The organism is Streptomyces sp. NPDC005866, assembly GCF_040629895.1.
Classification (GTDB): Bacteria; Actinomycetota; Actinomycetes; order Streptomycetales; family Streptomycetaceae; genus Streptomyces.
Genome location: NZ_JBEXWP010000003.1, coordinates 190375 through 216868, shown reverse-complemented (window position 1 = coordinate 216868; position 26494 = coordinate 190375). Strand labels below are relative to the sequence as shown.

Here is a 26494-nt window from a genome sequence, read left to right as displayed (position 1 = left end):
CTTTTTGACTGACCGATCAGTCGAAACGGGCCGCCAGCAGCACCACGTCCTCCTCACTGCCGGCCGCGTCCAGCCCGTCCGGCAGCACCGTGCGCAGCACATGGTCGGCGATCGCACCGGGGTCGCGGCGCAGCGCGCGCGGGACGCTCGCGGCGGCCGTGTGCAGCCGCGCGAAGGCGCGGTCCATGGGGTCGCCGGTGCGGTGCAGCAGCCCGTCGGTGTAGAGGAGCACGGTTTCCCCGGCCTCGGCCTGGACCTCCACGCTGGGCGCCTCCCAGCACGCCAGCATCCCCAGCGGCGCCGACACCGACGTCTCCGCGAACTCGGTGCGGCGCTCCCCGATCAGCAGCGGCGGGCTGTGCCCGGCCCCGGCCAGGGTGACCTTGCGCAGCGCGGGCTCGCAGTAGGCGAACAGGGCGGTGGCGGAGCGGGCCGGTTCGGTCAGCCGCAGCAGCAGTTCCAGGTCGGACAGGACCGCGACCGGGTCCTCGCCCTCCATCACGGCGTACGCCCGCAGGGAGGCCCGCAGCCGGCCCATGGCGGCCACCGCGCTGGGCCCGGAGCCGGTGACCGAGCCGACCGCGAGGCCGAGGGCGGCGTCCGGCAGCGGGAGTGCGTCGTACCAGTCGCCGCCGCCGCGCGGGCCGGTGCGGTGCCGGGCGGCGAGCTGCACGCCGGCCACCCGGGGCAGCCGGGTGGGGAGCAGTTCCTCGGCGATGGTCGCCATGCACGCGCGCGTGCGCTCGACTTCCAGCAGTCGGGCCAGGTGCTCGGCTGCGAGTCGGACGTACAGGCCGATGAGGTGGCGCTGGCGCTCGTTCGGCTCGGCCGGTTCGTCGTACAGCCAGACGACCGCGCCCAGGCGGACGGCCGCGTCGGTGGTCAGGGAGAGCGCGTAGCTGGCGGCATAGCCGAGGCGGGCGGCGACCTCGCGGTGCCGGGGGTCGAGGCCGTTCTCGGCGAACAGGTCGGGGTGGACGATCTCGGCGGCGGTACCGGAGTCGTACGGCAGCGCGCCGCGCGGGACGGTCTCCACATGGCCGAGGTCCGCGCGGCCGAGGCCGAGACCGAGCGTGGTGTGCGGGCCGAGGCCGTCGGCGGGCTCCAGCGCTACGAGACCGCGCCGGGCGCCCACGAGGGCGGCACCGGAGCGCAGCAGTTCCTGGAGGGCGGGCTCCAGTCCGTCGGTGCGGGCGAGCCGTTCGGTCAGTTCATGGAGGGTGGTGAGGTCGGAGACCCAGCCGGCCAGCCGGTCCTGGAGGAGGGTGCCGGGCGCCGGGACGGCGGGGGCTTTCGGGACGGGAGGTGCGCCCGGGGCGGGGGGAACGGGCGCGACAGTGTGTGCGGGCGTGGGAACCGTTGAATCGATTCCAGCCACTTTCGGAGGGTGCGGGGCGTTCATCGCGTCCGGCTTTCAGACCTGTGCGTATTGCTCAAAAGCATCGCATACCCCCATGTCTTTCTGCGCCGCTAGCAGTGTCTCCACATGTACACGCACTCGTGAGGAGATGTCCAGCATTGTCCTGCTGGGATTCCTGGTGTCCGGGGTCTCTCGGTTACTTCTCCCGGACGGCTTGCGCAAAGGCAAAGTTGGCTTAAAACTGACTCGGGTATTGGTTCATTGCGGTCGACTGGCCTTGCTCCACGGAGCGTCACAGCGGTCGTGATGGGTACGTACTCGGAGAAGGCCAGGGGTGGTTGGGGACCACCCGGAACCTGGCGACGGACCCGGGCGTCTTAACCACCGACGACCGTGCCCCATCCTCCCGTCGCGGCGGCGGAGAGAAACACTCGGAACGGCAAAACGCCAGACTTCGCCACCCCCGCCTCGTGGCCGTGCTTTTGATAGACGCAGTATTGGATGCGGGCGCGGCCCCCGCTCGACCCTTTGGGGTTCCCCTTGCCCAGCGCAGGGGTGTGATGCGCCAACAGGTACGCACAGTGAAGTGATCGACACATGATGTGATCCACGGTGTTGCCAGCGGTGCAACGGAAAGGAACGAGCGCTCATGCGCGAGATCCTCGGAAGGCGACGCAGGCTCCTGTCCAAGCGGAACGACAAGGGGCCTGATTTTCTCGGCGCGGCCCTGACCTTCGCGACGGAATGGCAGTGGCCCGTACTCCCGGGTGTGGCCCCGGACCCGCAGGGCCGGGCCCGCTGTGCCTGCCCCGACCCGGAGTGCACGGTGCCCGGTGCACACCCCTTCGACCCCGGTCTGCTCGCCGCCACCACCGACGAGCGCATGGTGCGCTGGTGGTGGGGCAACCGGCCGGCCGCGCCGATCGTCCTCGCCACCGGAGCCTCCGGCGGAAAGGCGCCGTGCGCGGTCAGTCTGCCCGCACTCGCCGCCTCTCATGCCCTCACTCTTCTCGACCGCCGCGGTATGCGCCTCGGCCCGGTGGTCGCTGCGCCCACCCGCTGGGCGTTGCTCGTCAAGCCGTACTCCATGGAGCAGTTGGGCGAGCTGCTGTACGCCAAGGACTTCGTCCCCGGCTCGCTCCGCTTCCACGGGGAGGGCGGCTATCTCGCCCTGCCCCCCTCCGAGACCGGCCAGGGCGCCATCCGCTGGGAGCGTGCCCCGCTGCCCGGCTCGGCCAAGCCCTGGGTGCCCGACGTGGAGGCCGTGGTGGACGCAGTGGTCGACGCCCTCACTCGTACGGGTGTGAGCGCACCAGAGTTGTAAGGGTGTCGGGCGCGAGAACACGGCTTCTCGTGCCTCGCTGGTTATCTTCCGCACATGAACGTACGTCTGCTCGCCCTCGCGGGCGTCATGGTGTGCGCGGTCGCGCTACCGCTGACCGTGGCGTCCGCGGGACAGGTGGGCGACGCCGCCGTACACCCCGCCGGACACGACGACGAGAAGCTGCCGGCGCCCGCCCGCTCCCCCCTGGTGCTCGGCCTGGGCCTGGCCACCGCCGCCCGCTGCGGTCCCGAACTCACCTCCCCGGGCGGAGTGGAGGCGCAGACCTGTGTGATGGCCCAGGGCGCGGACACCTGGGCGCGCACCTACTACCGCAACGCCACCGGGGCGGACCTGGAGTCCGTGCTGAGCCTCATGGGTCCGCACGGCCGCACCGTGCAGACGCACTGCGCCGCGGACGCCGCCGACGAGCCCGCCACCTGTGAGACGCCCCGGGAGCACACGCGGGGCGCGCTGGACGCCTACACGGCCGTCACGGAGTTCGCGGCGCGCGACGGCGACGGACCGCTGCTGCTGCGCAGTGCGAGCAATTCCTGAACCGATGCCGGGGCTGACTCCGGAAGCGATTCCGGGAGCGGCTCCGGAAGCGATTCCGGAAGCGATTCCGGGGGTGGCTCCGGGAGCGGCTCGGCTGACGGCTCCGGGGGCTCGTCCGGGAGCAACTCCGGTGGTTCAACCGGGAGTTGACGCACCGCTACGGTCCGTACACCGAGCCCGGGCATGAAAAGACCCGGTTGCTGGCGACGGGGGATGCACCAGCAACCGGGCTACTGAGACGGTAACAAGAGATCGGCGGTTCGCAAATTCGATCTCGGCTATTCGGACACGTATTTGCGTGCCACACAGGGAAGTTGTGACAGGAGTCACCCGAGGCAACGAGTCCTGAGCGGCTGACCGGTCGGTCAGCCGCTCACCTGTGCCCGCGCTGACCGTCAGCTGAGCGTGACCTGTCGGTTGGTCAGCCCGCCACGGGCCCTGCGCTCGTCCGCCGTGAGCGGTGCCTCCGAGGCCAGAGCGGTCGCGAGCCGCTCGGCGAACTCGGCGGCCGGCTTCTCCACGTCCTCGGCGCCGACTCCGCTCGGCAGGTCCCAGACCGGCACGATGAGACCGTGGGCGCGGAAGGAACCGACCAGCCGGGTCCCCTCCCCGAGGCTGGATCCGCCCGCCGCGTGCAGCCGCGCGAGAGCGTCCAGAAGCTGCTCCTCGGGATACGGCATGACCCACCGCAGATGGTTCTTCTCGGGCGTCTCGCACCAGTAGGCGCAGTCGACGCCGGTCAGCTTCACCGTGGGGATGGCCGCCGCGTTGGCCCGCTCCAGGGAGGCCGTCACCTCCGCGGTGGCGTTCTCCATGTCCTGCACCCAGAACTCGAAGCCGTCGTGCACGACCGGCACGAACGGGCCCTCGGGGTCGAGCAGATCCTGCAGCCGGGGGCTGTCGGCGGGGGCGCGGCGGCTCTGCACCGGGGTGCCCGGCTCGGCGGTGAGGGCGCGCTGGAGGGTGTCGGCGAGGTCGCGGCTGATGTCACCGGACGCCGTGTCGTTCTGCAGGCCGAGGAGGACCGAGCCGTCGTCGCGCCGCAGCGCCGGCCACGCCATCGGCAGCACCGTCGCGAGCGTGACCGACGGGACGCCCTCGGGCAGACCGTCCTTCAGGGCCAGCTCGACGGTGGCGGCGGGGACCAGCTCGCGCAGTGCCACCCAGTCGCCCTCGCCCGCCAGCCCCTCGAACGGGCGGTGCACCAGCTCGGTCGCCGCGTGCGCGGCCGCCCGGCCGTGGCACGCCTTGTAGCGCCGGCCGCTGCCGCAGGGGCAGGGCTCCCGGGCACCGACAACCGGCAAGTCTCCATCAGCGCCTCCGGCGTGGGCCGCATCGCTGAGCTGCGGCCGCGTGGCCTTTGTCTGGGGTCGCTTCTTGGCCATCTGGGTGTCTCCCGGTTACGGCTCGTCTCGTACTGGCGGGAGCCTAGCCGTTCACGCCGTGAGCCACGGGTACCTGTGGACAGAGCCACGAAAGTGGACAGAGCCACCAGAGTGGACAGAGCCACGAGAGCCGGCTCCGCCGGGCTGGGTAGTCCGGGCTGGGGCAGGCCGGACCGGGTCAGGTCGGTACGGGCTGGTCCAGGCCGGACCGGGTCAGTCCAGTCCGGTGCGGCTCAGTCCAGTCTGGTACGGGTCAGTCCGGTGAGGTAGGGGTCGGTCAGTCCAGGTCGTCGAACGCGTCGGCGAAGTCCAGGCCGGCCATCTCCGGGGCCGCGGGCGCCGACGCCGTGACGCGCGTAGCGAAGGCGTCGCGGCGGGCCGTGGTATCCCGATCACTCACCACGTCCTTGTGGACCACGACCCAGACCGTCACCTCGCCCCGGGCGTCGTCCCGGACCCCCCAGTCGTCCGCCAGGGCCGTGATGATGTTCAGCCCGCGGCCGCCGTGTGCCGTTACCGACGGGGTCATGGGAGCCGGGCGGGTCGGTCCGCCGCCGTCCGTCACCTCGACGATCAGCCGGCCGCGCGTGTCCACCCGCCAGGCGGCCCGGACGTCGCCGTCCCCGGCCAGCGCGTCGTCCCCCAGAGGACGCCCGTGTTTGCACGCATTGCTCAAAAGTTCGGAAAGGATAAGTACGGCATCGTCGATGACCGATTCCGATACACCACCGGTGCGCAACTGATCGCGCATATGGTGTCTTGCCTTCCCCACGCCCGCAGGGCCATGGGGTACGGCCATGCTCGACGACGTGGGCACCTCCTGTGCCACCACCAACGCCACCCCCGAGACCTCCTTTGCCCCACGCCACGGTGTGGATGCCCCATTGGCCTGAACCGGAAACCGGCCAATGAATGCCCGGTGACGCATTCGCAACGAACGAATACGCATCGAACGCGCCGGAGCACACCCCGTGACGGACTCGTCGCCATATCCCCCAGCATGGCTTCGTGTGGCTGGATTTCGATGGTGTGGCCGATAGGTGAGGATGGTGTGAGTGAGCTGTCGGGTCAAGAGCTGCGCGGCTTCCTTACGCGACTCTTTATCTGAGCCCGGGTTCAGGACCGGCCCGGTTCACCGTCCCAGCCGGTGCAGCACCGCCCCCGGCCGGTTGGTGATGATCGCGTCGATACCGAGGTCCAGGCACAGATCCACGTCCTCCGGCTCGTTCACCGTCCACACGTGCACCTGGTGGCCATTCCGCTTCAGCCGCTCGATGTAGGCGGGGTGGTTGCGCACGATCCGGATCGAGGGGCCCGCGATCCGCACCCCGGCCGGAAGCCGGCCGTCGCGCAGCCGGGGCGAGAGGAACTGCAGCAGATAGACCGTCGGCAGCGTCGGCGAGCCCGCCCGCACCCGGTGCAGCGACCGCGCGGAGAAGCTCATGACGCGCACCTGTGACTCGGCCGTCGTGGCCGGAGCGTCCAGGCCGAACCGCTTCAGCAGGAGCATCAGCCGCTCCTCGACCTGCCCCGCCCATCGCGTGGGGTGCTTGGTCTCGATCGCCAGCTCCACCCGCCGCCCGGCGTCCGCGATCAGCTCCAGCAACCGCTCCAGCGTCAGTACGGAGGTGTCCTCGCGGTCCTCCGGCCGGAACTCCCAGTCGGGCTCCTCGTCCCGCCCCCGCCAGCCAGGCCCCTTCTTCCACGAACCGAAGTCCAGGGCTGCCAGGTCCGCGAGCTCCAGGGCGGACACCGCACCGCGCCCGTTCGACGTACGGTTGACCCGCCGGTCGTGGACGCAGACCAGGTGGCCGTCCGCGGTCAGCCGTACGTCGCACTCCAGGGCGTCTGCGCCGTCCTCGATGGCCTTCTTGTAGGCGGCCAGGGTGTGCTCGGGTGCATCCTCGGAGGCCCCGCGGTGCGCGACGACCTGGATGCGATGCTGTGGTGCGTGGGTCACCGCGACATGGTGCCACCGAGCGGGCGTACGTGGGGGCATCCCTGATGCCAGCAAAGGGAACTTTTGTCGGACAAGCCCTATATAAAGGTTGTCGGTGTACCCACAGCCACCGCTTATGGTGCTCTGACGGCCTGTGGGAAAAGCTGACGGCATACAAATGCACATGCACAGCTGAATCGCGCCGGACGGACAGCAAGCGTGAAAGAGCGTGACCGAGTGCGACCGAGAAGAAAAGCCGTGGACCGAGGAGAGAAGCTGTGAGCACCGAGAACGAGGGCAACCCGGTACCCCCGGCCCCGTCCGCACCTCCCGTGCCGCCGGCGTCTCCCACTGCTTCACCGCAGGCAGCCGCGTCCGACGGCGGGGAAGCGCCGACCACCCCGATCGCCCCGATCCCGCCGGCGCCCCAGGGCGCGCCCGCGGGCGGCCCTTACGCGGCCGCACCGCAGGCCCCCGGCGGTTCCTGGCCGCCGCCGCCCCCCGCGACCCCTTCCTACGCGGACGCCGGCGCGGGTGCCGGTGGGGGTGCCGGCTGGGGTTCGCCGTACGACCAGCAGCACCAGCCGTTCCAGCAGCCGCAGCCCGCGCCTAAGAACGGCAGCGGGCGCGGCGGTCTGATCGCAGCCGTCCTGGTGGCCGCGCTTGTCGCGGGCGGTCTCGGCGGCGGTCTCGGCTACACCCTGGCCAAGAACAACGACAACACCGGCTCCACGACCGTCTCCGCCTCCGCCGACGGCGGCGCCACCCAGGTCAAGCGCGCGGCCGGCACGATCGCGGCGGTCGCCAACAAGGCGCTGCCCAGCACGGTCACCATCCAGGCCGAGTCGACCAGCGGCACGGGCGGCACCGGCACCGGGTTCGTCTTCGACACCCAGGGCCACATCGTCACCAACAACCACGTGGTCGCGGACGCCCTCAACGGCGGCAAGCTGACCGCGACCTTCCCGGACGGCAAGAAGTACGACGCCGAAGTCGTCGGCCACGCGCAGGGCTACGACGTCGCGGTCATCAAACTCAAGAACCCGCCGTCGGACCTCAAGCCGCTCGCCCTGGGCGACTCCGACCAGGTGGCCGTCGGCGACGAGACGATCGCGATCGGCGCCCCCTTCGGCCTGTCCAACACGGTCACCACGGGCATCATCAGCGCCAAGAACCGCCCGGTCGCCTCCAGCGACGGCAGCTCCACCAGCAAGGCGTCGTACATGAGCGCCCTGCAGACCGACGCCTCCATCAACCCGGGCAACTCCGGCGGCCCGCTGCTGAACTCCTCCGGCGCGGTGATCGGCATCAACTCGGCGATCCAGTCCGCCTCCAGCGGCGGCATGGGCAGCACCGGGCAGTCAGGCTCGATCGGCCTGGGCTTTGCCATCCCGATCAACCAGGCCAAGTACGTGGCCCAGCAGCTGATCAAGACCGGTAAGCCGGTCTACGCGAAGATCGGCGCGTCGGTGTCCCTGGACGACACCACCAACGGCGCGCAGATCACCGACTCCGGCTCGGGCGGCTCGGCAGCGGTCGAGTCGGGCGGCCCCGCCGACAAGGCCGGCCTCAAGTCCGGTGACGTCATCACCAAGCTCGACGGCTCGGTGATCGACAGCGGCCCCACCCTGATCGGCGAGATCTGGACCCACAAGCCCGGCGACAAGGTCCAGGTCACGTACAAGCGAAGCGGCACGGAACACACGGCCGAAATGACCCTGACCTCCCGCGTGGGCGACAACTGACCCGCACACACGCGTGCCGACCGGTTACTCTGTTCCCGCGCCGATCTCGACCGGCGCGGGGTGGGTTGCCCGAGCGGCCTAAGGGAACGGTCTTGAAAACCGTCGTGGCGAGAGCCACCGTGGGTTCAAATCCCACACCCACCGCTTGACGTTCACGGCCCCTGACCAGGTGAGATGGTCGGGGGCCGTTGGCGTATGCGCTCCCCGTTAGGCACCGTTGTTCCCCCTGGTTTCCCGCTCTATCGGGCACGCAAGGGGCACGACTGGGGCACGGGTTCAGGGCCTCGGATCATGGCCTGAGGGGGCTGTCGCCTACCGGTTGATGGGAATCTCGTAGACGATCTCGCAGTGGGTGGCGGGCACGATGATGTCTGCGGTCTCGACGGGCCGTCCTTGGTCGCTGTAGTAGGTCCGCCGGATGTGTGTGACGAGAGCGGCCTTCTGGATGCCGAGGAGTGAGGCTTCCTCGGCGGTCGCCTGCCTGGGCTCGGGTTGCTCCACAGCGTGGCTGACGGTGATCCCGATGGCGGCCATGCGGTTCACGACGCCCGTTCCGGCGTGCGGGCCTCCCTCGGGGAGGACGACGAGGGTGCCGGCGGTGAGGTCGTAGGGCTCCCAGCTGGTGGAGAGCTGCACGGGCCTGCCGTCGGCCAGGAACTCGTACGAGGTCCGCACGCACAGGTCGCCTTCGGCGATGCCCACCCGCGCGGCGATGTCGGCGGGGGCGGGCACCTTGGCGTCGGTCCGGCTCTCCCAGTCGCCCTGCTTGCCGAGGGCCCTCATGTCCGCGCGAAACGGCGACCCCTGGGGTTGCTCGCGCGCCGAGGACCGGACGACCCGCACCCGTTGCCGGGGCTCGGCGACGTACGTGCCCGATCCGGCTCGGCCTTCCAGCACACCTTGTGAGATCAGCAGTTCCTGCGCGCGGCGGACGACGTTCTCGCCCACGCCGCACTCCTGGCCGATCTGCGCGCGGGAGGGAAGACGGTCCCCCGGCTCCCACACGTGCTCCGCGATCCGCCGCCGGAGTTCGTCGGCGATGCGGAGGTAAGGCGGCTGCTCAGACATGTGGAAAATCTAGTCCACTAGCTCTAATCTAGTTAACTAGCTTCACTGAAAGTGAATCATCGGTGACGGAGGCTGCCCTGTGCCCGCTTCGGGAGTTAGCGCGGCGGCCATCGCCGCCCGGCTGTCCGCCGTCGGGCTCCCCACGCGCGTGGAGGAACGCGCCGGCTTCACGTCGGTCGAAGCGGAGTTACCGGAATCGCTCTCCGCCGAGACGTGGAGGGAGGTCCTGGAGGTGGTGGCCGAGGCCGACCGATTCGGGCTCCACGCCACCAGCCTGAACGGCCGCACCCTCTGGGCGGCCGTACGCAAAGCGGTCCCCACGGCGGGCGATGCCGGGGGACCGAGCCATCAGCGATAGGAGCTGATTCAGCGTGCTCAACCGTATCCGCCGCGCCGTCGCCCGCACTAGGGCGCGGTACGTCCCTCAGGGCAGGCACCGCCGCTGTTTAGCGCCGCCTCGGCCGCCAGCCGCCTGTGTGTCCCGTGCGCTCGTTGACGGGCCGACGACCGCTCCGGGAATGGCCACCGACCGGACGGGCCACCGCGACTTGCTCAGAGGCGAGGACACCCCACTTGTCCGGCCGTACTTGTTGGCTTGGGAGAAGCGCGTACGACAGCACACGGTGGATGCCGTGACCGGTGATGCGCTGGTCGATACGAGGTCGGTCCTCCTGGGGGTCGGCTGATGTCCCCTGAACAGCAGCCACGCGACCTGGATGCCTCGGCCGCTCCCTACCGCTCGACTGCCTGCCGCGTCGGCACGCACCACGAGTGCGCGGAGTCCTCTCCGGCCTCGGCACCGGTCGACGTCCCACTGATCTACGAGGCGTGCGACTGCTCGTGCCACTCGGCGTCTGTCCCCGCGACTCCCGGCGCGTTGAAGCGGTGAGCGTCCGGGACTCCGGCGGCCGGCCGATAGCCAACATCGATGATAGAGAGGCAGGCGCAGGGATGACGGCACACAGGGGCCTGAGGCTTCTGCCGTGGGCGGGGCCGGGGGGTAAGCCCTGCTACCTGAACACCGATGACCCGGAAGGCTTCATGTCCCGCCTCGCGGACCATATCGAGTCGATTCAGATCGGCATGGCGTCCGAACTTCTGGAGCAGGCGACTTCGACACTCGATGACGGGACCGCGAACGGGGAGGAGTTGCGCCTTCTCGCCGCGCAGTTGGCCGGCGCATTGCGGGACGTGCTCCGTGTGGCTACCAGCCGCGGACGCTGTCACGCGGAGGGGCTGGACACGGAAGCAGACTCCGTCCTGTAACGCTCCAGCGTAGGCACCCTATCGCTGGCCAGGCGGACAGAACCGAGAGCTGAGCGCGACGACTCGCAAGGGGGCCGGGTCGTCGCGCTCAGCACACCTTTTGATCCGTAGCTCTGTAGAGATCGGGCGTTGGAGGTCATACAGGCTGCGCGCAGGGTCATGTTGGCCGGTGTCGGTTGCTGGGGTTGCTGTACTTCGTTGCTGTACCGCACGATCGTGCCCGGGGGTGAGGGCTTGGTGCGGGACCGACTTGAACAACTGCTGGGCGGTGACGACGAAGCGTCGGTGGCTGCCCTGGCTGCTCTCTATGCCGGCGCTTCTCATGTTGTGTGGGACGGCACAACGTCCGCCGAATCGCTCGCCAGGATCTACGGCCGCCGACTCAGGCTCACCCTTCGGAAGGGCATTGAGACAACGGGGCTGGAGCAGGCCGTGCAACGCCTCAGCCGCTATGGCGGACCGGTCCGGCTGGGCCAGATCAGAGCTGCCGATGGATCCTGGACGTTCATGCTGTTCCTCGATCAGGACGGCAGCGCGCTGGTGGCATGCACCGGCGTACGGCGAACCCAAACCGAGCCTTGACATCCGGATGGGCCGACGTCTACCGCAGCTCGAATCTCCACCACGCTTTCCAACTGTGTTGGTGGGGTCATGGAGTGTGTGCAGGGGCGTTCACCTGCGCACATGGGCGGTTGATCGCCAGGGCGAGTCGGCCTGGTGGTCTCAGCTGAACGGGCCGTGAACGTGGCTGAATGAGACGGCAACGAGACGGCCACGGTCACGCCTGATGGGCCGAGGCTCCCCCTATGAGAGGGGATCGTCACAGTACTTGGCGAGCAGAGCGATGGTGCCTGAGCTTGCTGGATGCGCGACGGCCTCCAACTGTCTTTTGAAGGTGGCTATGTCATCAGCCGAAGCCAGTTCTGCCGCGTCGGCTACGTTCTCCGCCTCCGTTTGGGCTCTGAAACCGCCGTCACGGTCCAATTCCTTGGCCGCCTGGCACACGGTCTGCCTGTTCGGCTTGCCACTGTTGCCAGTCTCAATCCCGCACACTGATTCGGAGACGCTCTTCAGGCCCTGAGCCTGCTTCACGATTCGTCCTGCTGCGGTCAGGGTTTCGTTACTCAAGGACACCGCAGTCACCAGGAGCGCACCAGACGCAGACAGCGCTTCGTCGGCTTGCGCAGATGCCTGACAGGCGGGAACGGTGGCAGACGCGGACGCCACGTCGCTAGCCGGCGCCGCAGTGGTACCGGCAGACGATGTATGGCTGGACGCCGCGGGCGTGGGTGAGCAACCCACGGCGCAGATGCCGGCCAACAGCACGACCATGACGCAGCGACGCACGGCTCACTCCTGGAGCAGATGGGGAAGACGGCTGAGCATACGGCGACACGTCCGTGCCAGACCTACCCGACAGGGAAACTACTAGCGCCCTGAGCTTGGGAAGCTGAGGTGATTTCGGCTCGCCGTGCGAGCTGACCTGCGACGGAACCATTATCGTGTGGTATTGCGTCGCAGACAAGCCCGAAATCGCTCCCTGCCGAGTTGTTCGGGGCGTTATGCCAAGGCGGAGCGCTGGAAATACTGCCCGGTGCCATGGATTTCCTCGCCTCGAAATCTTCCGATGACGCCAGTCCTGTGAAATATTCGCTCTTGACGAGGAGACATGATTGGCAACTCGACGTCCCACGCTTCCTCAATCGCCTCGTAAATTTCATAAGCAAGTATCCTCACCGCTCGCAAATCTTCTGACCAATTGCGACTGAAGGAATCCAGTCCCATGCGTTCGTCAACGAAGTAGACCGCATTTTCTACCGCGTCCAGCTGAACCTCCTGAGTTCCCAGGAAGGTACTAGCGTGCGAATAATCGACGGACCAGAAGTCTTCCCGAGGTCTGATCCATTGCACCAAGCCATCCCAGTCAACCCAATCATTTCCAACACGCCACACGCGCAGCGGTCGGATATTGGCACCGAATGCACATAGCGTCTCAGCCGCATGAGCACACCACTCGCCGTAAGCATCGTTGCGAGCGAGAAGCTTGTTTACTTGCAAGTTGGCCCAGGCCACGCGCTGATCACGGGCCGCTATAGGACTTGCTGCATCTCTCGCTGCCCGTGCCGGCTTGCCAATTAGGAGGCCTGCTATAGAATCTTGCGTACTGCGCGTTCGAGTGGGCCCCGCAGTTATGAGACACGTTTCGTTCAGCATATACGGCTGGGACAGTGTTTCCGGGTCGAGAAGAGCTATTCGGCCGACGTGGACCCCGTTTTCGTCATCCACAAACTCCAGCTCGTTAGCCAGCTTTGTGGCAAGCCTCTGAGCATCTTCCAACGGGCCCGGCTCGCGATCCTCGACTTGCCCATCCTCATCATCGTGGTCGTCTTCTGATAGCTCCAGCGGCACTCCGAAAACCCTCATGAGAAAATCCTCGCCAGCGAGGGTCATCCAGTCATCTTTCTCCATGATTTTTCGCGAATCAGCTCCATCGGACACCCACATGTCCACTTCAGGTGCGGGAACCAGGTAGCGGACAAGATCGCTTAGCGGCAGATGACCGCTGAATATCGTCTTTGCCATCCTTAGCTCTTCAACCTGTAGCGCAGGCGTGCCGTCGATTTGGTGGACCAATCCCTCCTCAAGTTGTACGCTAACGACCGTGCCCGGCTCGTCCAATTGCTCGTTATAAATCGCTCGACGTATGATTGGTCGGCCTTCGATACCCTCCCCGAATTCAAGTACCCAAGTGTCTGCCGGGCCACCCGCGATGGCACGGGATGTCACGCGAACTCTTCTCCCCATCATAAAGACCGAGAAGAATCCGATACCAAACTTTCCAGTGGGTTCAAAGCGACTTGCCAGCAAGCCGGGATTTTCCCTGACCACTTCTTGGCTAAGCCATGACGATGCACCGAAATCGAGCAGTTTGTCTCCAAGGACAGCAGGACTCATTCCGATGCCGTTATCGGCACACGATAGCCAGTAAAACGATCCGCTCTCCGTTAGAGTGATGGATACTCGGCCTGGAAACTGGTGGCCACCCTTGTATGACGAAAGAGCCATTCTGGCTTTGGTAGCGTCGCTGGCATTGGTTATCAATTCACGCAACCCGACGGTCCAGTCTTGACCGTAGAGCTCCGCTCCACCGAGGCGTCGCACTAGACCTGCCACGTCGCCAACATGAACTTGAGCAGTGACCGGAGACCAGCCTCGACAAAGAACCATCTGACTCAGCTCTGCCGGCGACTCGACGTTCGCTACTCCACGAGCCGCAAAGACACTTCGGCCGTTCTCGGACAGAATACTGTCTGCATTTCTGAGTTCATTGTCAACTACACGAAGAGCATCGTATCCCAGCCACCATGCCCCAATCTCGTCCTGAGAAAAGCCATCGGGAGCAGTGAAGACGAGTCGCCCATTCTTCAGGTATGGCCGCTGAAATCTACTCTGAAATATCCAGTGCTCTCGTGATGCCATTGGGATTTTGCGCACCGCTGCAAGCAAATCAGGCGCTCGTGTCGCATCCAGATGAGCCGAGTCTGCAGTTCTAAGCAAACAAGCAACAAACAGAGTATCCACCTTCCATTCGAAAGGCGCGAATCCGGGCGCTCCCACGGGCGGAGCCAACCGGGTCAAAAGTTCGTCGTGATTCCAGTGGTGACTTGCGGCGACTTGACCAATAAGCCGCCCGTAGGCGCTTCTTATCTCTGGATCCACGATAAAATGAACAACACTTGAGTCCAATGCTTTCCATGACCCTAGCGGCAACTGCTCGGCAAATTCTGCGTGCAGAGACCTGAGCAATGCCTTTTCCGCTCGTTGAGCAGCGTCTGCCGGGGGTGATGCCAGCTCAGAGGTATACGGGGATCTACGGTAATCTTTTCTGAGCTCAGCCGCCAATGCGTCGGGCCACTGTCGGTGTTCTCGGATGGATGTTCCAGAGACGTGGTAGGCGGCATTGGACATAGCCAAGTCGTGGACAAGTATGGATGCACCCAAGACAAATGCCTCGGCTGGGTTCAAAGTTATCTCTGGGCCCGCGATTAGATCGGCCAATTCCCACAATGCAGTCATATGGGAACCGTCGTGTTGTGTGAATTCAGGCAAGTCGCGCGATATCTCACTGGAAAGCGTGAATGCACGCTCACGCATATCCTCCAAGGCTCGCAAAAAGCGGGCTTTGATGTCATCGTGGTCGTTGAATGCCTCCGGTCCAAATGAACGTTGGAAGAGGCTACTTTTGCTTGTGCTTGCCTGCGTCATGTGCGGTAGTATGCCGTTTGGGCGGTGGAGCCACTAGCGGAACTGACATAATCGCAGATGGCGGGCTGTGCGGGGCCGGCGAGACGGCATAAATATGTCCGGCTGCACTGGAGGAGGAGAAGAGTGGCTCGGGTAAGAGTTAACAAGGTCGACGAATCAGATCTCGCGAAGGGAACTGTGCCGCGATTTGAGTGGAGTTCCAGTGAGGCTTCAGAATCGGCGGATGGACTCTTTCGCTGGGTCGAGTCGGAGGCATTGAAGGCGCACGACTGGTACCTTGTCGAGAAAAAGGCGAAGTCGCGGGCGTCAAAAACTCTGAGGGTTGTCGCGGTTAGCGCCGTTACCATCGGTGCGGTTTTGCCGGTAGTGTCATTGCTGACCGATGGAATCGTTAGGTCTGAATTTGGCTACGTTGCGCTAGCGATCGGCGGTGGATCAATGCTACTGGATCGCGCCTTCGGATTTTCTGCATCCTGGACACGCTACATGGCCACCGCGAGCTCCCTGTCGAAGAGCATAATGAAATATCAAATGGCGTGGACTCTGTGGCAGGCGAGCAACCTCGACGCACCAAATTCTAGTGCTCGTCAGGTGATCGAAGAAATTATCTTGCCGTTTTCAAGCGAAGTGGCCGAACTGATCGAGTTGGAAACTTCATCTTGGTCTTCTGACTTGTCAGACAACATAGCCGAGTTGCGTTCATCGCTTTCTCAGTGAAGCCTCGGTAGGGGTACGTGATGTTTGTGAGTTTCGCTGCGTTGTGTCAGATGCAACTGCAGACCGTGCGGTCTCTCGCTTCCAGTCCAATCTCCCCGTCGTATTAACACGAGCAGCCCACGCGTGTTGCTGTACCGATCGGGTGAATGGAGGGGGCGGATAGCCCGCTAGTTCAGCCACCACCTTCCCCAGCTCCCATCCCGTACGCCGTCGACCCACATACCGTGGAGCAGGCGTGGTTCCTGGCGTCCAGGTGGAGCGCGCCACTGTACGAACGACCTGGACGCCAGGAACCACGCCTGCTCGGCTCTGCCTGGGTCGACGGCGTACGGGATGGGAGCCCCCAGCATCCGCTCCTACGGACCCGCAGTCGGCGACGGCGCTCCCTCCATCCCGGTGCCGGCCGATCCCCCCGCCGGAGGCCTCGTTCTGACCCTGGCCGCTCCCGTGTGGCACTCGACTCGTGGTCTTTGGCTCGCTGCACTGTGCGCGGCACGGGCGTCGGCTGGGCTGGAGAGGGACGTAGGCAGGAGCGCAGGCCCGGCCGAGGGCCGGGCCGCGCGCGGGGAGCGGAGCGAGCCGCCTTGATCGAGTAGGGAAAGTTCTACCGCGCACGGGTTGATCGTCTGCGTCGGCCGATGCCTACTCACGTGAGTAGGTGCGCCGATACGCTTGTGTAGCTACACCCAACGAACACCCAACGACGGCAGGGGCGTGCTCACCGGATGGGACCGAAGTCGGGGCGGGTCTACCGCACGATTCGCGAGTGGATCGGTACGGGCAAGTACTCGCCGGGTTCCAAGCTTCCGTCTGAGCGGACGTTGTCGGAGGAGTTGGAGATCGGCCGCACGGCGCTGCGCCAGGTGCTGGCCAAGCTCGTAGCCGAGGGCGTCGTCGAGGTGCACGGCCGTAGCTCTTACCGGGTGCCGGACCGGTCGGTGACCACGAAGGCGCCGGCGGATATCGAGCCCTGGCAGATCCATGGTGAGCGGACGCTGTATGACAACCGCTGGGTGAAGCTGAGCCTCGTTGACGTGGAGCCGCCTGGCGTGGATCGCTTTGAGCACCACGTCGTGAAGCTTCACCATGTGGCCATCGCCGCCGTCATCGATGAGCAGGACCGGGTGCTCATGATGTGGCGGTACCGCTTCGTCCCTGACACCTTCGGGTGGGAGTTGCCCGGCGGGATTGTCGACCAGGGGGAGGAGCCTCTTCAGGCCGCCTTGCGTGAGGTGGAGGAGGAGACCGGGTGGCGGCCGAACATCCTGGAGCACGTGGTGACTTACCAGCCCATGGTCGGCATGGTCGACTCGCCGCATGAGATCTTCGTCGGGCGTGGGGCGAAGCTCGTCGGTGAGCCGACGGATCTGGAAGAGGCCGCGCACATCGCTTGGGTGCCCTTGTCCGACGTTCCCGGGCTCATGGCTCGTGGGGAGTTGATGGGGTCGGGGACCCTGGTCGCCCTGCTGCATCTGCTCGCGTCGCGGGGCGCCGGTGCATCGCCTACAGACGCTGCGTGAGCTGTTCGATCCGGCGCCTGTGACGTACTGACCCCGTGCGGCTGGCCACCAGTCGGGCTTGTCGCAGGTGCTTCTGCGCCTCGGCGTACTCGCCGCGGGCCAGGTGGGCTTGGGCCAGGTCGCAGCGCAGCCCTGCCGTTGCCCTGATGAACGTGGGGTCGGTCGTCTTCAGCGCGTCGTAGAGGCTGTCCACTGCGTCGGTGTCGCCTATCAGGGCGAGTGCGTTCCCGCGCCACCTGCTGAGGTGGCCTTCGTTCAGGAAGATGCTCAGCATGTCCGGGTCGCGGGCTTCTTCTCCTGCGGGAAGGTGTCGCATCGCGAGCTCCAGGGCCCGCCGGCAGTCGTCGTGGAGTCCCGCTCGGGCGCAGATTTCCGCTTCGGCTGCGTACAGCCAGGCTCTGAGGCGTGGGGACATGCCCTGTCCACCGAGTCGCTGTGCTTCTCGTACCAGTTGTACCGCCGTTTCGGCGCGTCCGGCGTCGCATAGCACGTATGCCTGCTCGGCGGTGGCGTGCGCCAGGTACATGGGCTCCTCGGCCTCCTGGGCGGCACGCTTTCCCAGCTCGTAGTGGCGCCAGGCTCGTTCGACGGCGCCGACGTCGAGGGCCTGCCAGGCTGCCAGCGTCGCCGCTCCGGCAAGAGCCAGAGCCACCGGGCGGCGGGTGTCCGGGAGTACCGCGAAGGTCAGGGCGTCCTCCAGCCGCGCGAGGTGGGATGTCATCTGGTCGACCAGGCTGGCGGCGCCCATCTGCCGGTCGATGGTCCGGAGTAGTTCGGTCTGCTCCATGAACGTCTTGACCAGGGTCAGACTGACGTTTCGTGCCTCGTCGATCCGGTCTATCAGCTCGTCGTAGCCGTCAGCGGTGACGAGTGCCGGCGGCTGGGAGCTGCTCGTCAGCTCGTCGTCGGTGATGCCGAGCAGTGCGCGGAGGATCTTGGCGTAGTGGCTGGAGATCGTCCGTCGGCCGTTCTCCCACTCCGAGACATACACTCGCAAACTCGCGGTCGAGGCGACGGTGAGCATGTGCTGGCGTGCGTGGCGTTCGATCTCCCGCACGAGCCGCTCCTGCGACCACGCCCGCGCCGTCCTCGCTGCCTTGAGTCCACTCATCGCGTACTGCCGCTCCACGTCGGGGTGTTGAACCGCAACAACAGCATGCATCACGTCGGCCCAGCTCGGCAGGGGTTAACCGGACGCGTGTTAACCCCTGTTGTCTACCGAGACGTTGGTCGACGCGGTTCTCTGGAGGTGTCGCAGTAAGGCGAGTTGAGATGCCGGGCAGATGGCAGCGCTTGACAGCTGGTGCGCACCAGATGCAACCTATTGGTGCGCACCAGTTAGAAGTGCAAACACTCGCTGGCTTTGCTGCGGCACTCCATCAACGTTCAGGAGCGGCGACCCACCGCCAAGCAAGTACGCCGCTCCCGCCCCTGAAGGGACTCCCCCATCATGCGTCAGATCCCCGTCGACACGTCCGCCGCGACCGTGATGGTCGCCAAGCCCGCTCAGCCCAAGGTCCGTGACCGCCGTACCGGTGAGATCGCCACCGATGCGGACGGCATGAAGCTGATGACCGTGGACGTGATGTTCGCGGCCAACGACGACGTCGAGATCCTGTCCATCACCGTCCCGGAGACCGGTATCTCCGGTGACCTGGCCATGGGCACCCCTGTCGCCCTCACGGGCCTGATCGCCCGGCCGTGGGAGAACGACTTCAACGGCCAGAGGCGGCACGGGATCGCCTTCCGCGCCGTCGCGGTCACTTCGCTCGCCGGCACGGGTGCGAAGGCGGCCTGACCATGACCTGGTTCATGGTCGCCGGGTTGGTGGTCGCTGCTGCCGCAGGTCTCCTGCGGTGGCGGCGCCCCGCCTGGTACTGGCTGTCCTTCGGCGTCACCTTCGCCACCGTGCGGGTCCTGGTCCGCTACACCTCGGTCATGGACGCCTGTGGGCTGACCGTCCCGCCCGCCCGCTGGTGCCTCGCCCTGGCTCGGATGACTCGCCGAGAGGTGCCGGAGCCGCGTCCGCCGCGCATCCTGCGGCTGCGTCCGACCCGTACCGGTCTGGTGCTTCGGCTCAAGCTGAAGCCGGGACAGGACGCGTTCGACGTCGCCGCTGCTACCGACCGGCTCCGCCACTCCTTCGGGCTGTACGGAGTCACCTCCCGTGAGATCCGCTCGGGTGTGGTGGAGGTGCGGATGACCGGTTACGACGTACTCAAGCGAGTGCAGATGCCCACCCGGCTCGACACCCGTCCGATGCGCATTCCGGTCGCCCTGCGTGAGGACGGCTCGGTGCACTACCGCGACTACCGGGCTGTCCCCCATGGCCTGACCCTGGGCGCAACGGAGTCCGGCAAGTCCGTCTATCAGCGCAACCTGGTTGCCGGGCTCGCCCCGCAGCATGTCGCCCTGGTCGGCATCGACTGCAAGCAGGGGGTGGAGCTGTTCCCGCTCGCCCGCCGGTTCTCCGCGCTTGCCGACAACCCCGACACCGCGTTAGAGCTGCTGGAGGCGCTGGTGGCGCACATGGAGGAGGTGTACCAGCTCATCCGCGCCCAGCAGAGGATCAGCGTCGCCGTGCCGGATGCGGAGATCGCCGCCGACATCTGGGATCTGCCCGAGGATCTGCGGCCGGTGCCGGTCGTGGTCCTGGTCGACGAGGTCGCCGAACTCGCCCTGTACGCCACCAAAGACGAGGAAAAGCGCCGGGACCGGATCGTCACCGCCCTGGTCCGCCTGGCCCAGCTCGGCCGTGCCGCTGGCATCTACCTGGAGATCTGCGGGCAACGTTTCGGCTCCGAACTCGGCAAGGGCATCACCATGCTCCGCGCCCAGCTCACCGGCCGCACCGCCCACCGCGTCAACGACGAGACATCCGCCAACATGGCCTTCGGCGACATCGCTCCCGACGCCGTCCTGGCCGCGATCCAGATCCCCGCCGAGACCCGCGGCCTGGCCATCGCCGGCGATTCGACCGGCGGCTGGCACCGCATCCGCGCCCCGCACACCTCGCTGCGCGAGGCCGTGAACATCTGCAACAAGCACGCTCACCGCACTCCCGACGTGTCTGCCCTGGCGGCCTTCCGCCCCGCCACCGCCGCGGTGCCCTCGGCCCGGGTCCGACTGTCCAAGACGGCCCCCGCCGCCATCTGACCTTCCCTCTTGCTCCGGTAGGCGCGACCGCCTTCGCGCCAGGTCCCTACCCCTCCCATGCCTCACGACAGGAAGGAGCCCGTGATGGCCCGCCTGCGCGTCGACGCCGTCCTGGTCCAAGCCGTCATCGCCGGGGCTCTGTCCTTCGCCCACCTGCACGACCTGGCGTCCGCTGCCGGACAGGACGGCTGGAAAGCCTGGGCCTACCCGATCAGCGTCGACCTGCTCCTGGTCGCCGCCTGGCGACGACTGCGCACCGACGGACCCAGCCGACTGGCCTGGTGCTGGTTCGCCATCGCCCTGACCGCCTCCCTCGGCGCCAACATCGCCACCGCCGGACTCCTCGACATGAACGCCGTCCCGGCCTGGCTGCGCATCCTCGTCGCCGCCTGGCCGGCCCTCGCCTTCATGGGCGGCACCCTCCTCGCCCACACCACCACCCACCCGGAGCCGGAAGCACCGCCGACACAGCCCGATCCGGCACCTCGGCCAGCGACCGCTGAGCGTGAGCAGGAACCCGAACGCGCGCTCCCGCCGGTCGTGGACGTCGAGGAGCCCGCCGCCGTGCTCCCCGCTCCCGAACCTCTGCCCGCACCCGTCCCGCCCGCTACTCCCGCCGTTCCGGTCCCGTCCGCGCTGGTCGCCCACGCCCGGAAGGTCGCCGACGACCATCACACCCGCACCGGAACTCCGATCGACACCGACACCCTCCGCGCCCGCCTCGGCGTCCCGCCCCACCTCGCCGAAGCCATAGCCGCCCAACTCACCTGATCCGAAAGGAGAACGACCGCCATGCCCGCCCGTGACCACTTCCACTCCGTGATGCGGATCGGACCCGTGCAGATCGGCACCCACCGCGACCGGAACGGCCACACCAAGCACGCCGCCGTGTGCACCAACGACCGCTGCGGCTGGTCCGCCGACTACTCCAGCCAGTCCGCCGCCCAGCTCGCTGCCCGCACCCACCGCTGCCGCATCAACTGACATCACCTGACCGGAGGTTCCGCCATGCACGTCCCGCTCTGGCTCGCCCTGATCATCGTCGGCTGGCTCGGCATCAAGCTCATCCGCCCGCCCTGGTGGCTCATCGCCGTGCTCCTGCTCGGCGGCTTCCTCCTCGCCGACAGCGTCCTGGCCCCCGTCATCGACTCCGCCATCAAGTAATCCCGAAAGGACAACCCTTCATGCTCCAGCCCAAGCTCCCGACCATGCCCCAGCCCACCGGCCTGGTCACCCCGCAGGCGCCGACCGTCATCGAGCCGACCACCGCCACCCCGGGCACTCCGGCCCCGCCGCCGGCACCACCGGGCACCCCGGCCTCCACTCGGCCGGTCGTACAGCTCACGCCCGGGACCGCGCTCGCCCTCGTCGGCGGCGGCACCGCCGCGGTCCTGGTCGTCGGCGCCGTGCTCGTCTCGATGCTCCTGGCCGTCGCCATCACCGGTGCCTCGGTCGCTGTCTGCGCCGTCGTCCTGCACTCTCTGCTCGCCTCCGAAGCCAAGCGCCGTTGACCGGCCCCCGGGCGGCTCCGATACCGCCAAGCATCCGCCGCCCGGGCGCCGTCTCTCCCCGATCCACAGGAACCGGAAGGAACCCCATCATGCCCGGCCCCACCCCGGCCACCCTTGCAACTGCCCGGATCTGCCCGAACTGCGATGGCTTCGCCACCGCCGCCGTCGCCTCGGGTTCCCGCGACTCCCGCGGCCGTCTGCCCACTGTCCTCGTGGACTGCCCGGCCTGCCACGGCACCGGCACCGTCTCCCCGGGCCCGCGTCTGGCTGCGGCGGACCTGGAGGTGACCGCATGAAGAGCATCACCACCTCCGCCCACATCGAGCCGGACACCGCCGCGCGCGTTGATGTCTTCGACGGCACCGACCACGGCGGCTGCTTCGTCAGCCTCCGCCTTGGCGGTGACTTCGTCGATATCGCGCTGATCGCCCGACCTGAAAGCTCCAAAGCTCTGCGTGCCCTGGCCCGCGCTGCCGAGGAAGCCGCCCACGTACTCGACCGCATGGCCGCTGACGCCGTGGAGGGGGCCGCATGACCCATCCCGCGACCTTCGCGGGCCTGGACCCGATCACCCTTGGCGACGCGCTGCGGGTGGCCGGGTCTCCGGGCTTCGACCGCTGGCAGGACCAGATCCGGCGCACCGGGGGCTGCGCCGACCCCATCCACCTCACCGGCTGGGTGATCCACAAGGACAAGACGACCGGCGAAACCCTGCATCATTACTCCACCGGTACCGAACCGGGCGGACGGCTCCGCATCGCCTGCGGCAACCGCCGCGCCTCACGCTGCCCGGCCTGCGCCTGGACGTACGCGGGCGACACCTACCACCTCATCCGCGCCGGCCTCGCCGGGGACGATCGCCGAGACATCCCCGCCACCGTCCGCGACCATCCGCGCGTCTTCGCCACCCTCACCGCCCCCTCCTTCGGCCCGGTCCACAACCGCCCCGACCGCGGGGCCTGCCGCTGCGGCGCCGACCACCCCGCCGATGACCCCACCCTCGGCACGGCCCTCGACCCAAGCACGTACGACTACGCGGGCGCCGTGCTGTTCAACAACCACGCCGGACAGCTCTGGCAGCGCTTCACCAACCGCCTCCGCCGCGAGATCGCCGCCCGCGCCGGCATCACCCAGCGAGAGCTGAAGGAGCGAGCCCGCATCTCGTACGGCAAGGTCGCCGAGTTCCAGAAGCGCGGTGCTATCCACTTCCACGCCGTCATACGCATCGACGGCCCCGACGGACCCGATACCGCCCCGCCGTCCTGGGCCACCGTGCAGCTCCTCGGCGACGCGATCCGTGCCGCCACCGCGCACTCCTACACGTCCGTGTCGGCCCCGGCCGTCGAGGACCAGCCCGCCCGCACGTTCCGCTGGGGCACCCAGCTCGACGTGCAGCCCGTGAAGGCGTTCGGGGACGGATCGGCCATCACCGAACAGGCAGTCGCCGCCTACGTCGCCAAGTACGCCACCAAGGCCGCCGAGACCACCGGCACCCTGGACCGCCGCATCGGCGAACTCTCCGAACTCGACCGCCACCAGGTCCCCGACCACACCCGCCGCCTCATCGAAGCGTGCAAGCAACTCGACCCGCTCTACCCCGATCGGCGCATCTGGGCCTGGGCTCACATGCTCGGCTTCCGCGGCCACTTCGCCTCCAAGTCCCGCCGCTACTCGACCACCCTCGGCGCCCTGCGCCAGGCCCGCGCCGACTACCGCGCGACCCAAGAGGCCGACACCTTCGGCCTGGACGCCGTCGAGCCGGACACCGTCCTCGTCCTGGCGGACTGGCAGTACGCCGGCCACGGCCACACCCCAGGGGAATCCGCCCTCGCCACCACCATCCACCGCGACCTGCAACTCAACCGCGAGACAGCTCGCGAGGCGCTGGCGACCGAAGGGGAGTGGTGACCGTGGACCGACTCCTCACCGTGGACGAGGTCGCCGAACGGCTCGGTACGGGCGTCCGCTTCCCCCGTCGCCTCATCGAGGAGCGACGCATCACCTTCGTGAAGGTCGGCCGCCACGTCCGCATCCCTGAGGGCGCCGTGGAGGCGTTCGTGGACGCCAATACCGTGCAGCCGATCGCCCTGCGGCCTTCGGGTCTCAGGAGGGCTGCCTGATGGCCGGTAAGCGCAAGTCCCGCCGCAACTTCGGCCGGATCCGCAAGCTTCCCTCGGGTCGCTTCCAGGCACGGTATCCGGGGCCTGACGGTGTCCTGCGTCCGGCGGATCGGACCTTCGCGACGTCGACGGACGCCGATCGCTGGTTGGTGCGGAAGCGCGTGGAGATCGAAGAGGGCCGCTGGCTCGATCCGGCCGAGGGGCAGACGAGCGTACGCGACTGGTCCGCCCGTTGGCTGGCCGCCGTCTCGCCGCAGCTCAAGCACAAGACGCAAGCGACGTACCGGTCCCTGATCAACTCGTTGATCGTCCCGGCACTCGGTGATCGAGAGCTGTCCAGCCTGCGGCCGATCACGATCGCCGAGTGGGTCGGCGGGATGAAGAAGAAGGGACTCAGCGCGTCGAGGATCCGGCAGGCGTACCGGGTCCTGTCGCAGATCACGCGGTCCGCCGTCGACAACGACATGATCCCGCAGACGCCTTGCCGAGGAGTGAAGTTACCGAGGATGCCGCAGACCGAACCGCACATCCTGACCCCGCTCGAAGCCTCCCGCATCGTCCGGAGCGCGGCCAAGCCGCATGACCTGCTGATCGCGCTCCTCGCCTACGCGGGGCTGCGGGTCGGTGAGGCGTTCGCCCTCCGCCGGGTGGACATAGACGTGTCCGGCGGGATCGTCCTGGTCGACGAGAGCCTGGCCGAGGCCAATGGCACGTTGGTCTTCGACACCCCCAAGTCGCATCAGAAGCGATTCCTCCGCATCGGCCCGTCCCTCGCCAAGCGGCTCGGTCGGTACCTGGAGACGCTTTCGGGCGGTGAGGACGCACTCCTCTTCACGACCCCAGCCGGCAAGCCCCTGCGCTACAACCAGTGGCGCAAGGCGTACTTCGACCCCGCCGTGACGGCGGCCGGACTGACTGACGTCACCCCGCACGATCTCCGGGCCTCGCATGGCACATGGGTCGCCGACCGGTACGGCGTCATGACCGCCGCGCATCGGCTCGGGCACTCGAACGCGAGTGTCACGACCCGGCACTACGCCCGTCCCGTCGCCGGTCGTGACGACCAGGTCGCCGAGGCGGCCGACTCCTGGCTCAGCGGGCACGACCCCGCCCCTGGGGCACGTAGCGGGCACGACGACGATGACGACGGCTCCGCTGGGGCGCTCCTGCCCGTCTGACCTGCGGCGGAGCGGTCAACCACCATGATCGCGGAGAGATCTTGAAAACCGTCGTGGCAGTGATGTCACCGTGGGTTCAAATCCCACACCCACCGCGCAGGTCATAGACACGCAGGTCAGAAGGGGTGCCCCAGGTAAGGGGCGCCCCTTCTGCGTTCATCTTGTCTCACCCTGAATCGGTCGTATCCCACGGTTGATCAGCGCGTGTGGCCAACCTGTGGCCAGGCTCGCCGCGCTGGTCAGCCCCCGTTGTCGTCGGCCAATGCCGCGTCGATCATCCGGTTCGAGGTCTGCTGTTGGCCCCGAAGGATCTTCGCGTAAAACTTCCACAGGACAGCAGGGCTGTGTCCGGCGGGTCTGTTCCCGAACAGCGAGTCGATGTGGACGCACTCGGTCTGCTTGGACGGCCGGTAGAAGGTCAGGCCCTTCCAGTTCCGGATCCTGGGCATCAGCTCGAAGCCCAGCAGGTGCGCGAGCGCGAACACAGGCTGGGACTGGTCCTGCGTATCGGCGTGCACGGTGGTCGGCTTCACCTCGGACGTGTTCTTGAGCAGCCCCTCGATGATGTAGACGGCCTCCCACACCCCGCACTGAAGTGCGTGAACAGCGCGACGTAGGTGTCGGAGATGTGGTGGTAGGCGATGCCGCCCGCCTTGCCGTACCGCACCGAGGTCTCGGCGAGCAGGTTGTTGAGGTAGGTGACCATGTGGGTGCCGTCCGCCCCACAGCGGTGCCGTCGCCCCACGCCTGCGAGATTTCCAGGCGGGCGTGCGCGTTGACCAGGTCGGCGACCGCCTCGTTCAGCAGCGCGATGGAGAAGTGCCGGTTCGCCGTGTACGACAGCTCGTGCCCGCCCACGCCGGGGATGTGCTTTGCCGCCTCGTACGGGCCCATGTTTGGTGCCCTTCACGAACGTGGTGAACACGTACCGGCCGAACGCGTCGGCAAGGACGTGAACTGAGTGACTACGTCACCAGATCTACCTGCGGCTTCAACGTGACGCACTCTGCCTCCCGGACACCGAGGGTCCTCGAATGACGCGCTGGAACGCGGGGCCGTACATCCCGGGTGATCCTGAAGGTGTGTCCGGACCGATTCACGTGATCTTGCATCGCCGTCCCCACAGGTGGCCGGCGCGTGCGCGTGGACGGCGAGATCCTCGGGCTGACACACAATGTGGCCGACCTGGCCGAGTTCCTCCGCCGCGCCGGCCTGGAGATCGACTCTGGAAGTCGCAGGGCGACGTGGATCGACTGGCGCGGAGTGGGGGGCCGGACCGCTGGGGCCCGGAATTGAGTAGCTGACGCCCGCCCAGCCGAGAGGGGGCCTTGGGCCGGCACGCGAAGCTGGGCTGGCAGCTTGCCTGACCTGTCGCAACGCGCCA

At 67.3% G+C, this 26494-nt stretch carries 27 protein-coding genes, 1 tRNA gene and 2 pseudogenes; 21 read left to right on the top strand and 9 right to left on the bottom strand.

Going from position 1 to position 26494, the window contains the following annotated elements; genetic code table 11:
• Window positions 1-16 precede the first annotated feature (16 nt).
• Entirely contained in the window at window positions 17-1402 is a 1386-nt protein-coding gene (locus tag ABZ396_RS05765) for a PP2C family protein-serine/threonine phosphatase (RefSeq protein WP_358914972.1), read from the bottom strand.
• A gap of 607 nt (window positions 1403-2009) precedes the next feature.
• Between ABZ396_RS05765 and ABZ396_RS05760 the strand changes: the two genes are divergently transcribed.
• On the top strand, window positions 2010-2684 hold the full coding sequence (locus ABZ396_RS05760; RefSeq protein WP_358914970.1) for a bifunctional DNA primase/polymerase: 675 nt from the start codon (window positions 2010-2012) through the stop codon (window positions 2682-2684).
• Window positions 2685-2738: 54 nt separating this feature from the next.
• The gene (locus ABZ396_RS05755) at window positions 2739-3239 is read left to right on the top strand and encodes a hypothetical protein (protein WP_358914968.1); all 501 of its coding nucleotides are present in this window, start codon (window positions 2739-2741) and stop codon (window positions 3237-3239) included.
• Window positions 3240-3634: 395 nt separating this feature from the next.
• Here ABZ396_RS05755 and ABZ396_RS05750 read toward each other — a convergent pair whose 3' ends face one another.
• The 3 genes from ABZ396_RS05750 to ABZ396_RS05740 form a co-directional block, all read right to left on the bottom strand.
• A complete protein-coding gene (locus tag ABZ396_RS05750) occupies window positions 3635-4624 on the bottom strand; it encodes a DUF5926 family protein (RefSeq protein WP_358914966.1) in 990 nt (329 codons plus the stop codon).
• 277 nt (window positions 4625-4901) lie between these two features.
• Complete coding sequence (locus ABZ396_RS05745; RefSeq protein WP_358915200.1) at window positions 4902-5552, bottom strand: ATP-binding protein; 651 nt, start codon at window positions 5550-5552, stop codon at window positions 4902-4904.
• A 204-nt stretch (window positions 5553-5756) separates the two neighbouring features.
• Window positions 5757-6584 carry a glycerophosphodiester phosphodiesterase gene (locus ABZ396_RS05740; RefSeq protein WP_358914964.1) on the bottom strand — a complete coding sequence of 276 codons (828 nt, stop codon included), beginning with the start codon at window positions 6582-6584 and terminating at the stop codon, window positions 5757-5759.
• Window positions 6585-6841: 257 nt separating this feature from the next.
• On the opposite strand from ABZ396_RS05740, the gene ABZ396_RS05735 reads away from it, so the two are divergent.
• Both ABZ396_RS05735 and ABZ396_RS05730 read left to right on the top strand, forming a co-directional pair.
• A complete protein-coding gene (locus ABZ396_RS05735) occupies window positions 6842-8308 on the top strand; it encodes a trypsin-like peptidase domain-containing protein (RefSeq protein ID WP_358914962.1) in 1467 nt (488 codons plus the stop codon).
• A gap of 59 nt (window positions 8309-8367) precedes the next feature.
• Window positions 8368-8452, top strand: a tRNA-Ser gene (locus tag ABZ396_RS05730).
• Between the two features lie 168 nt (window positions 8453-8620).
• Here the strand turns inward: ABZ396_RS05730 and ABZ396_RS05725 are convergent.
• Window positions 8621-9376 (bottom strand): GntR family transcriptional regulator, encoded by a 756-nt coding sequence (locus tag ABZ396_RS05725; RefSeq protein WP_358914961.1) that lies wholly within the window; start codon window positions 9374-9376, stop codon window positions 8621-8623.
• A 79-nt stretch (window positions 9377-9455) separates the two neighbouring features.
• On the opposite strand from ABZ396_RS05725, the gene ABZ396_RS05720 reads away from it, so the two are divergent.
• The 3 genes from ABZ396_RS05720 (at window position 9456) to ABZ396_RS05710 (ending at window position 11224) form a co-directional block, all read left to right on the top strand.
• Window positions 9456-9734, top strand: a complete 279-nt coding sequence (locus ABZ396_RS05720) for a hypothetical protein (protein WP_358914959.1) — start codon at window positions 9456-9458, stop codon at window positions 9732-9734.
• 593 nt (window positions 9735-10327) lie between these two features.
• Window positions 10328-10642, top strand: coding sequence for a hypothetical protein (locus tag ABZ396_RS05715; protein WP_358915199.1), 315 nt, complete (start codon window positions 10328-10330; stop codon window positions 10640-10642).
• A gap of 198 nt (window positions 10643-10840) precedes the next feature.
• Window positions 10841-11224, top strand: a complete 384-nt coding sequence (locus ABZ396_RS05710) for a hypothetical protein (protein WP_358914957.1) — start codon at window positions 10841-10843, stop codon at window positions 11222-11224.
• A gap of 222 nt (window positions 11225-11446) precedes the next feature.
• Here the strand turns inward: ABZ396_RS05710 and ABZ396_RS05705 are convergent, their stop codons facing one another.
• The gene (locus ABZ396_RS05705; RefSeq protein WP_358914956.1) at window positions 11447-11770 is read right to left on the bottom strand and encodes a hypothetical protein; all 324 of its coding nucleotides are present in this window, start codon (window positions 11768-11770) and stop codon (window positions 11447-11449) included.
• Between the two features lie 432 nt (window positions 11771-12202).
• Entirely contained in the window at window positions 12203-14908 is a 2706-nt protein-coding gene (locus ABZ396_RS05700; protein WP_358914954.1) for an ATP-binding protein, read from the bottom strand.
• 123 nt (window positions 14909-15031) lie between these two features.
• Here ABZ396_RS05700 and ABZ396_RS05695 point away from each other — a divergent pair, with 123 nt between their 5' ends.
• Complete coding sequence (locus tag ABZ396_RS05695; RefSeq protein ID WP_358914952.1) at window positions 15032-15625, top strand: SLATT domain-containing protein; 594 nt, start codon at window positions 15032-15034, stop codon at window positions 15623-15625.
• 725 nt (window positions 15626-16350) lie between these two features.
• A complete protein-coding gene (locus tag ABZ396_RS05690; protein ID WP_358914950.1) occupies window positions 16351-17145 on the top strand; it encodes an NUDIX domain-containing protein in 795 nt (264 codons plus the stop codon).
• Here ABZ396_RS05690 and ABZ396_RS05685 read toward each other — a convergent pair.
• Window positions 17129-18169, bottom strand: coding sequence for an XRE family transcriptional regulator (locus ABZ396_RS05685; RefSeq protein ID WP_358915197.1), 1041 nt, complete (start codon window positions 18167-18169; stop codon window positions 17129-17131). The two genes, ABZ396_RS05690 and ABZ396_RS05685, sit on opposite strands and share 17 nt — an antisense overlap.
• 426 nt (window positions 18170-18595) lie before the next feature.
• On the opposite strand from ABZ396_RS05685, the gene ABZ396_RS05680 reads away from it, so the two are divergent.
• From ABZ396_RS05680 to ABZ396_RS05630, 11 genes are all read left to right on the top strand, one after another.
• A complete protein-coding gene (locus tag ABZ396_RS05680; protein WP_358914948.1) occupies window positions 18596-18943 on the top strand; it encodes a hypothetical protein in 348 nt (115 codons plus the stop codon).
• Window positions 18944-18945: 2 nt separating this feature from the next.
• Window positions 18946-20301 carry an FtsK/SpoIIIE domain-containing protein gene (locus ABZ396_RS05675; RefSeq protein ID WP_358914946.1) on the top strand — a complete coding sequence of 452 codons (1356 nt, stop codon included), beginning with the start codon at window positions 18946-18948 and terminating at the stop codon, window positions 20299-20301.
• Between the two features lie 84 nt (window positions 20302-20385).
• Window positions 20386-21072, top strand: coding sequence for a DUF2637 domain-containing protein (locus ABZ396_RS05670; protein WP_358914944.1), 687 nt, complete (start codon window positions 20386-20388; stop codon window positions 21070-21072).
• 21 nt (window positions 21073-21093) lie between these two features.
• Window positions 21094-21285, top strand: coding sequence for a mobile element transfer protein (locus tag ABZ396_RS05665; protein WP_234538975.1), 192 nt, complete (start codon window positions 21094-21096; stop codon window positions 21283-21285).
• Window positions 21286-21309: 24 nt separating this feature from the next.
• Complete coding sequence (locus ABZ396_RS05660; protein ID WP_358914942.1) at window positions 21310-21465, top strand: hypothetical protein; 156 nt, start codon at window positions 21310-21312, stop codon at window positions 21463-21465.
• A gap of 20 nt (window positions 21466-21485) precedes the next feature.
• A complete protein-coding gene (locus tag ABZ396_RS05655; RefSeq protein WP_358914940.1) occupies window positions 21486-21812 on the top strand; it encodes a SpdD-like protein in 327 nt (108 codons plus the stop codon).
• 89 nt (window positions 21813-21901) lie between these two features.
• Window positions 21902-22108: a hypothetical protein gene (locus ABZ396_RS05650; RefSeq protein ID WP_358914938.1), complete on the top strand. Its 207-nt coding sequence runs from the start codon at window positions 21902-21904 to the stop codon at window positions 22106-22108.
• Window positions 22105-22347, top strand: a complete 243-nt coding sequence (locus ABZ396_RS05645; RefSeq protein WP_358914936.1) for a hypothetical protein — start codon at window positions 22105-22107, stop codon at window positions 22345-22347. The genes ABZ396_RS05650 and ABZ396_RS05645 overlap by 4 nt, the downstream gene beginning before the upstream one ends.
• Window positions 22344-23720 (top strand): replication initiator protein RepSA, encoded by a 1377-nt coding sequence (repSA, locus tag ABZ396_RS05640; RefSeq protein ID WP_358914934.1) that lies wholly within the window; start codon window positions 22344-22346, stop codon window positions 23718-23720. The genes ABZ396_RS05645 and repSA overlap by 4 nt, the downstream gene beginning before the upstream one ends.
• Window positions 23714-23932, top strand: a complete 219-nt coding sequence (locus tag ABZ396_RS05635; protein WP_358914932.1) for a helix-turn-helix domain-containing protein — start codon at window positions 23714-23716, stop codon at window positions 23930-23932. The genes repSA and ABZ396_RS05635 overlap by 7 nt, the downstream gene beginning before the upstream one ends.
• Complete coding sequence (locus ABZ396_RS05630) at window positions 23932-25110, top strand: site-specific integrase (protein ID WP_358914930.1); 1179 nt, start codon at window positions 23932-23934, stop codon at window positions 25108-25110. The genes ABZ396_RS05635 and ABZ396_RS05630 overlap by 1 nt, the downstream gene beginning before the upstream one ends.
• 239 nt (window positions 25111-25349) lie before the next feature.
• On the opposite strand, the pseudogene ABZ396_RS05625 reads toward ABZ396_RS05630, so the two are convergent.
• Window positions 25350-26004 (bottom strand): annotated as a pseudogene (locus tag ABZ396_RS05625) (Tn3 family transposase).
• Between the two features lie 188 nt (window positions 26005-26192).
• On the opposite strand from ABZ396_RS05625, the pseudogene ABZ396_RS05620 reads away from it, so the two are divergent.
• Window positions 26193-26414 (top strand): annotated as a pseudogene (locus tag ABZ396_RS05620) (hypothetical protein).
• Window positions 26415-26494: the final 80 nt, after the last annotated feature.

Bases quoted from the DNA above. Each gene is read 5' to 3' on its own strand.
- ABZ396_RS05765 (WP_358914972.1), bottom strand. From the start codon at position 1,402: ATGAACGCCCCGCACCCTCCGAAAGTGGCTGGAATCGATTCAACGGTT.
- ABZ396_RS05760 (WP_358914970.1), top strand. From the start codon at position 2,010: ATGCGCGAGATCCTCGGAAGGCGACGCAGGCTCCTGTCCAAGCGGAAC.
- ABZ396_RS05755 (WP_358914968.1), top strand. From the start codon at position 2,739: ATGAACGTACGTCTGCTCGCCCTCGCGGGCGTCATGGTGTGCGCGGTC.
- ABZ396_RS05750 (WP_358914966.1), bottom strand. From the start codon at position 4,624: ATGGCCAAGAAGCGACCCCAGACAAAGGCCACGCGGCCGCAGCTCAGC.
- ABZ396_RS05745 (WP_358915200.1), bottom strand. From the start codon at position 5,552: ATGCGTCACCGGGCATTCATTGGCCGGTTTCCGGTTCAGGCCAATGGG.
- ABZ396_RS05725 (WP_358914961.1), bottom strand. From the start codon at position 9,376: ATGTCTGAGCAGCCGCCTTACCTCCGCATCGCCGACGAACTCCGGCGG.
- ABZ396_RS05715 (WP_358915199.1), top strand. From the start codon at position 10,328: ATGACGGCACACAGGGGCCTGAGGCTTCTGCCGTGGGCGGGGCCGGGG.
- ABZ396_RS05700 (WP_358914954.1), bottom strand. From the start codon at position 14,908: ATGACGCAGGCAAGCACAAGCAAAAGTAGCCTCTTCCAACGTTCATTT.
- ABZ396_RS05690 (WP_358914950.1), top strand. From the start codon at position 16,351: ATGGGACCGAAGTCGGGGCGGGTCTACCGCACGATTCGCGAGTGGATC.
- ABZ396_RS05685 (WP_358915197.1), bottom strand. From the start codon at position 18,169: ATGCTCACCGTCGCCTCGACCGCGAGTTTGCGAGTGTATGTCTCGGAG.
- ABZ396_RS05680 (WP_358914948.1), top strand. From the start codon at position 18,596: ATGCGTCAGATCCCCGTCGACACGTCCGCCGCGACCGTGATGGTCGCC.
- ABZ396_RS05675 (WP_358914946.1), top strand. From the start codon at position 18,946: ATGACCTGGTTCATGGTCGCCGGGTTGGTGGTCGCTGCTGCCGCAGGT.
- ABZ396_RS05670 (WP_358914944.1), top strand. From the start codon at position 20,386: ATGGCCCGCCTGCGCGTCGACGCCGTCCTGGTCCAAGCCGTCATCGCC.
- ABZ396_RS05665 (WP_234538975.1), top strand. From the start codon at position 21,094: ATGCCCGCCCGTGACCACTTCCACTCCGTGATGCGGATCGGACCCGTG.
- ABZ396_RS05660 (WP_358914942.1), top strand. From the start codon at position 21,310: ATGCACGTCCCGCTCTGGCTCGCCCTGATCATCGTCGGCTGGCTCGGC.
- ABZ396_RS05655 (WP_358914940.1), top strand. From the start codon at position 21,486: ATGCTCCAGCCCAAGCTCCCGACCATGCCCCAGCCCACCGGCCTGGTC.
- ABZ396_RS05650 (WP_358914938.1), top strand. From the start codon at position 21,902: ATGCCCGGCCCCACCCCGGCCACCCTTGCAACTGCCCGGATCTGCCCG.
- ABZ396_RS05645 (WP_358914936.1), top strand. From the start codon at position 22,105: ATGAAGAGCATCACCACCTCCGCCCACATCGAGCCGGACACCGCCGCG.
- repSA (WP_358914934.1), top strand. From the start codon at position 22,344: ATGACCCATCCCGCGACCTTCGCGGGCCTGGACCCGATCACCCTTGGC.
- ABZ396_RS05630 (WP_358914930.1), top strand. From the start codon at position 23,932: ATGGCCGGTAAGCGCAAGTCCCGCCGCAACTTCGGCCGGATCCGCAAG.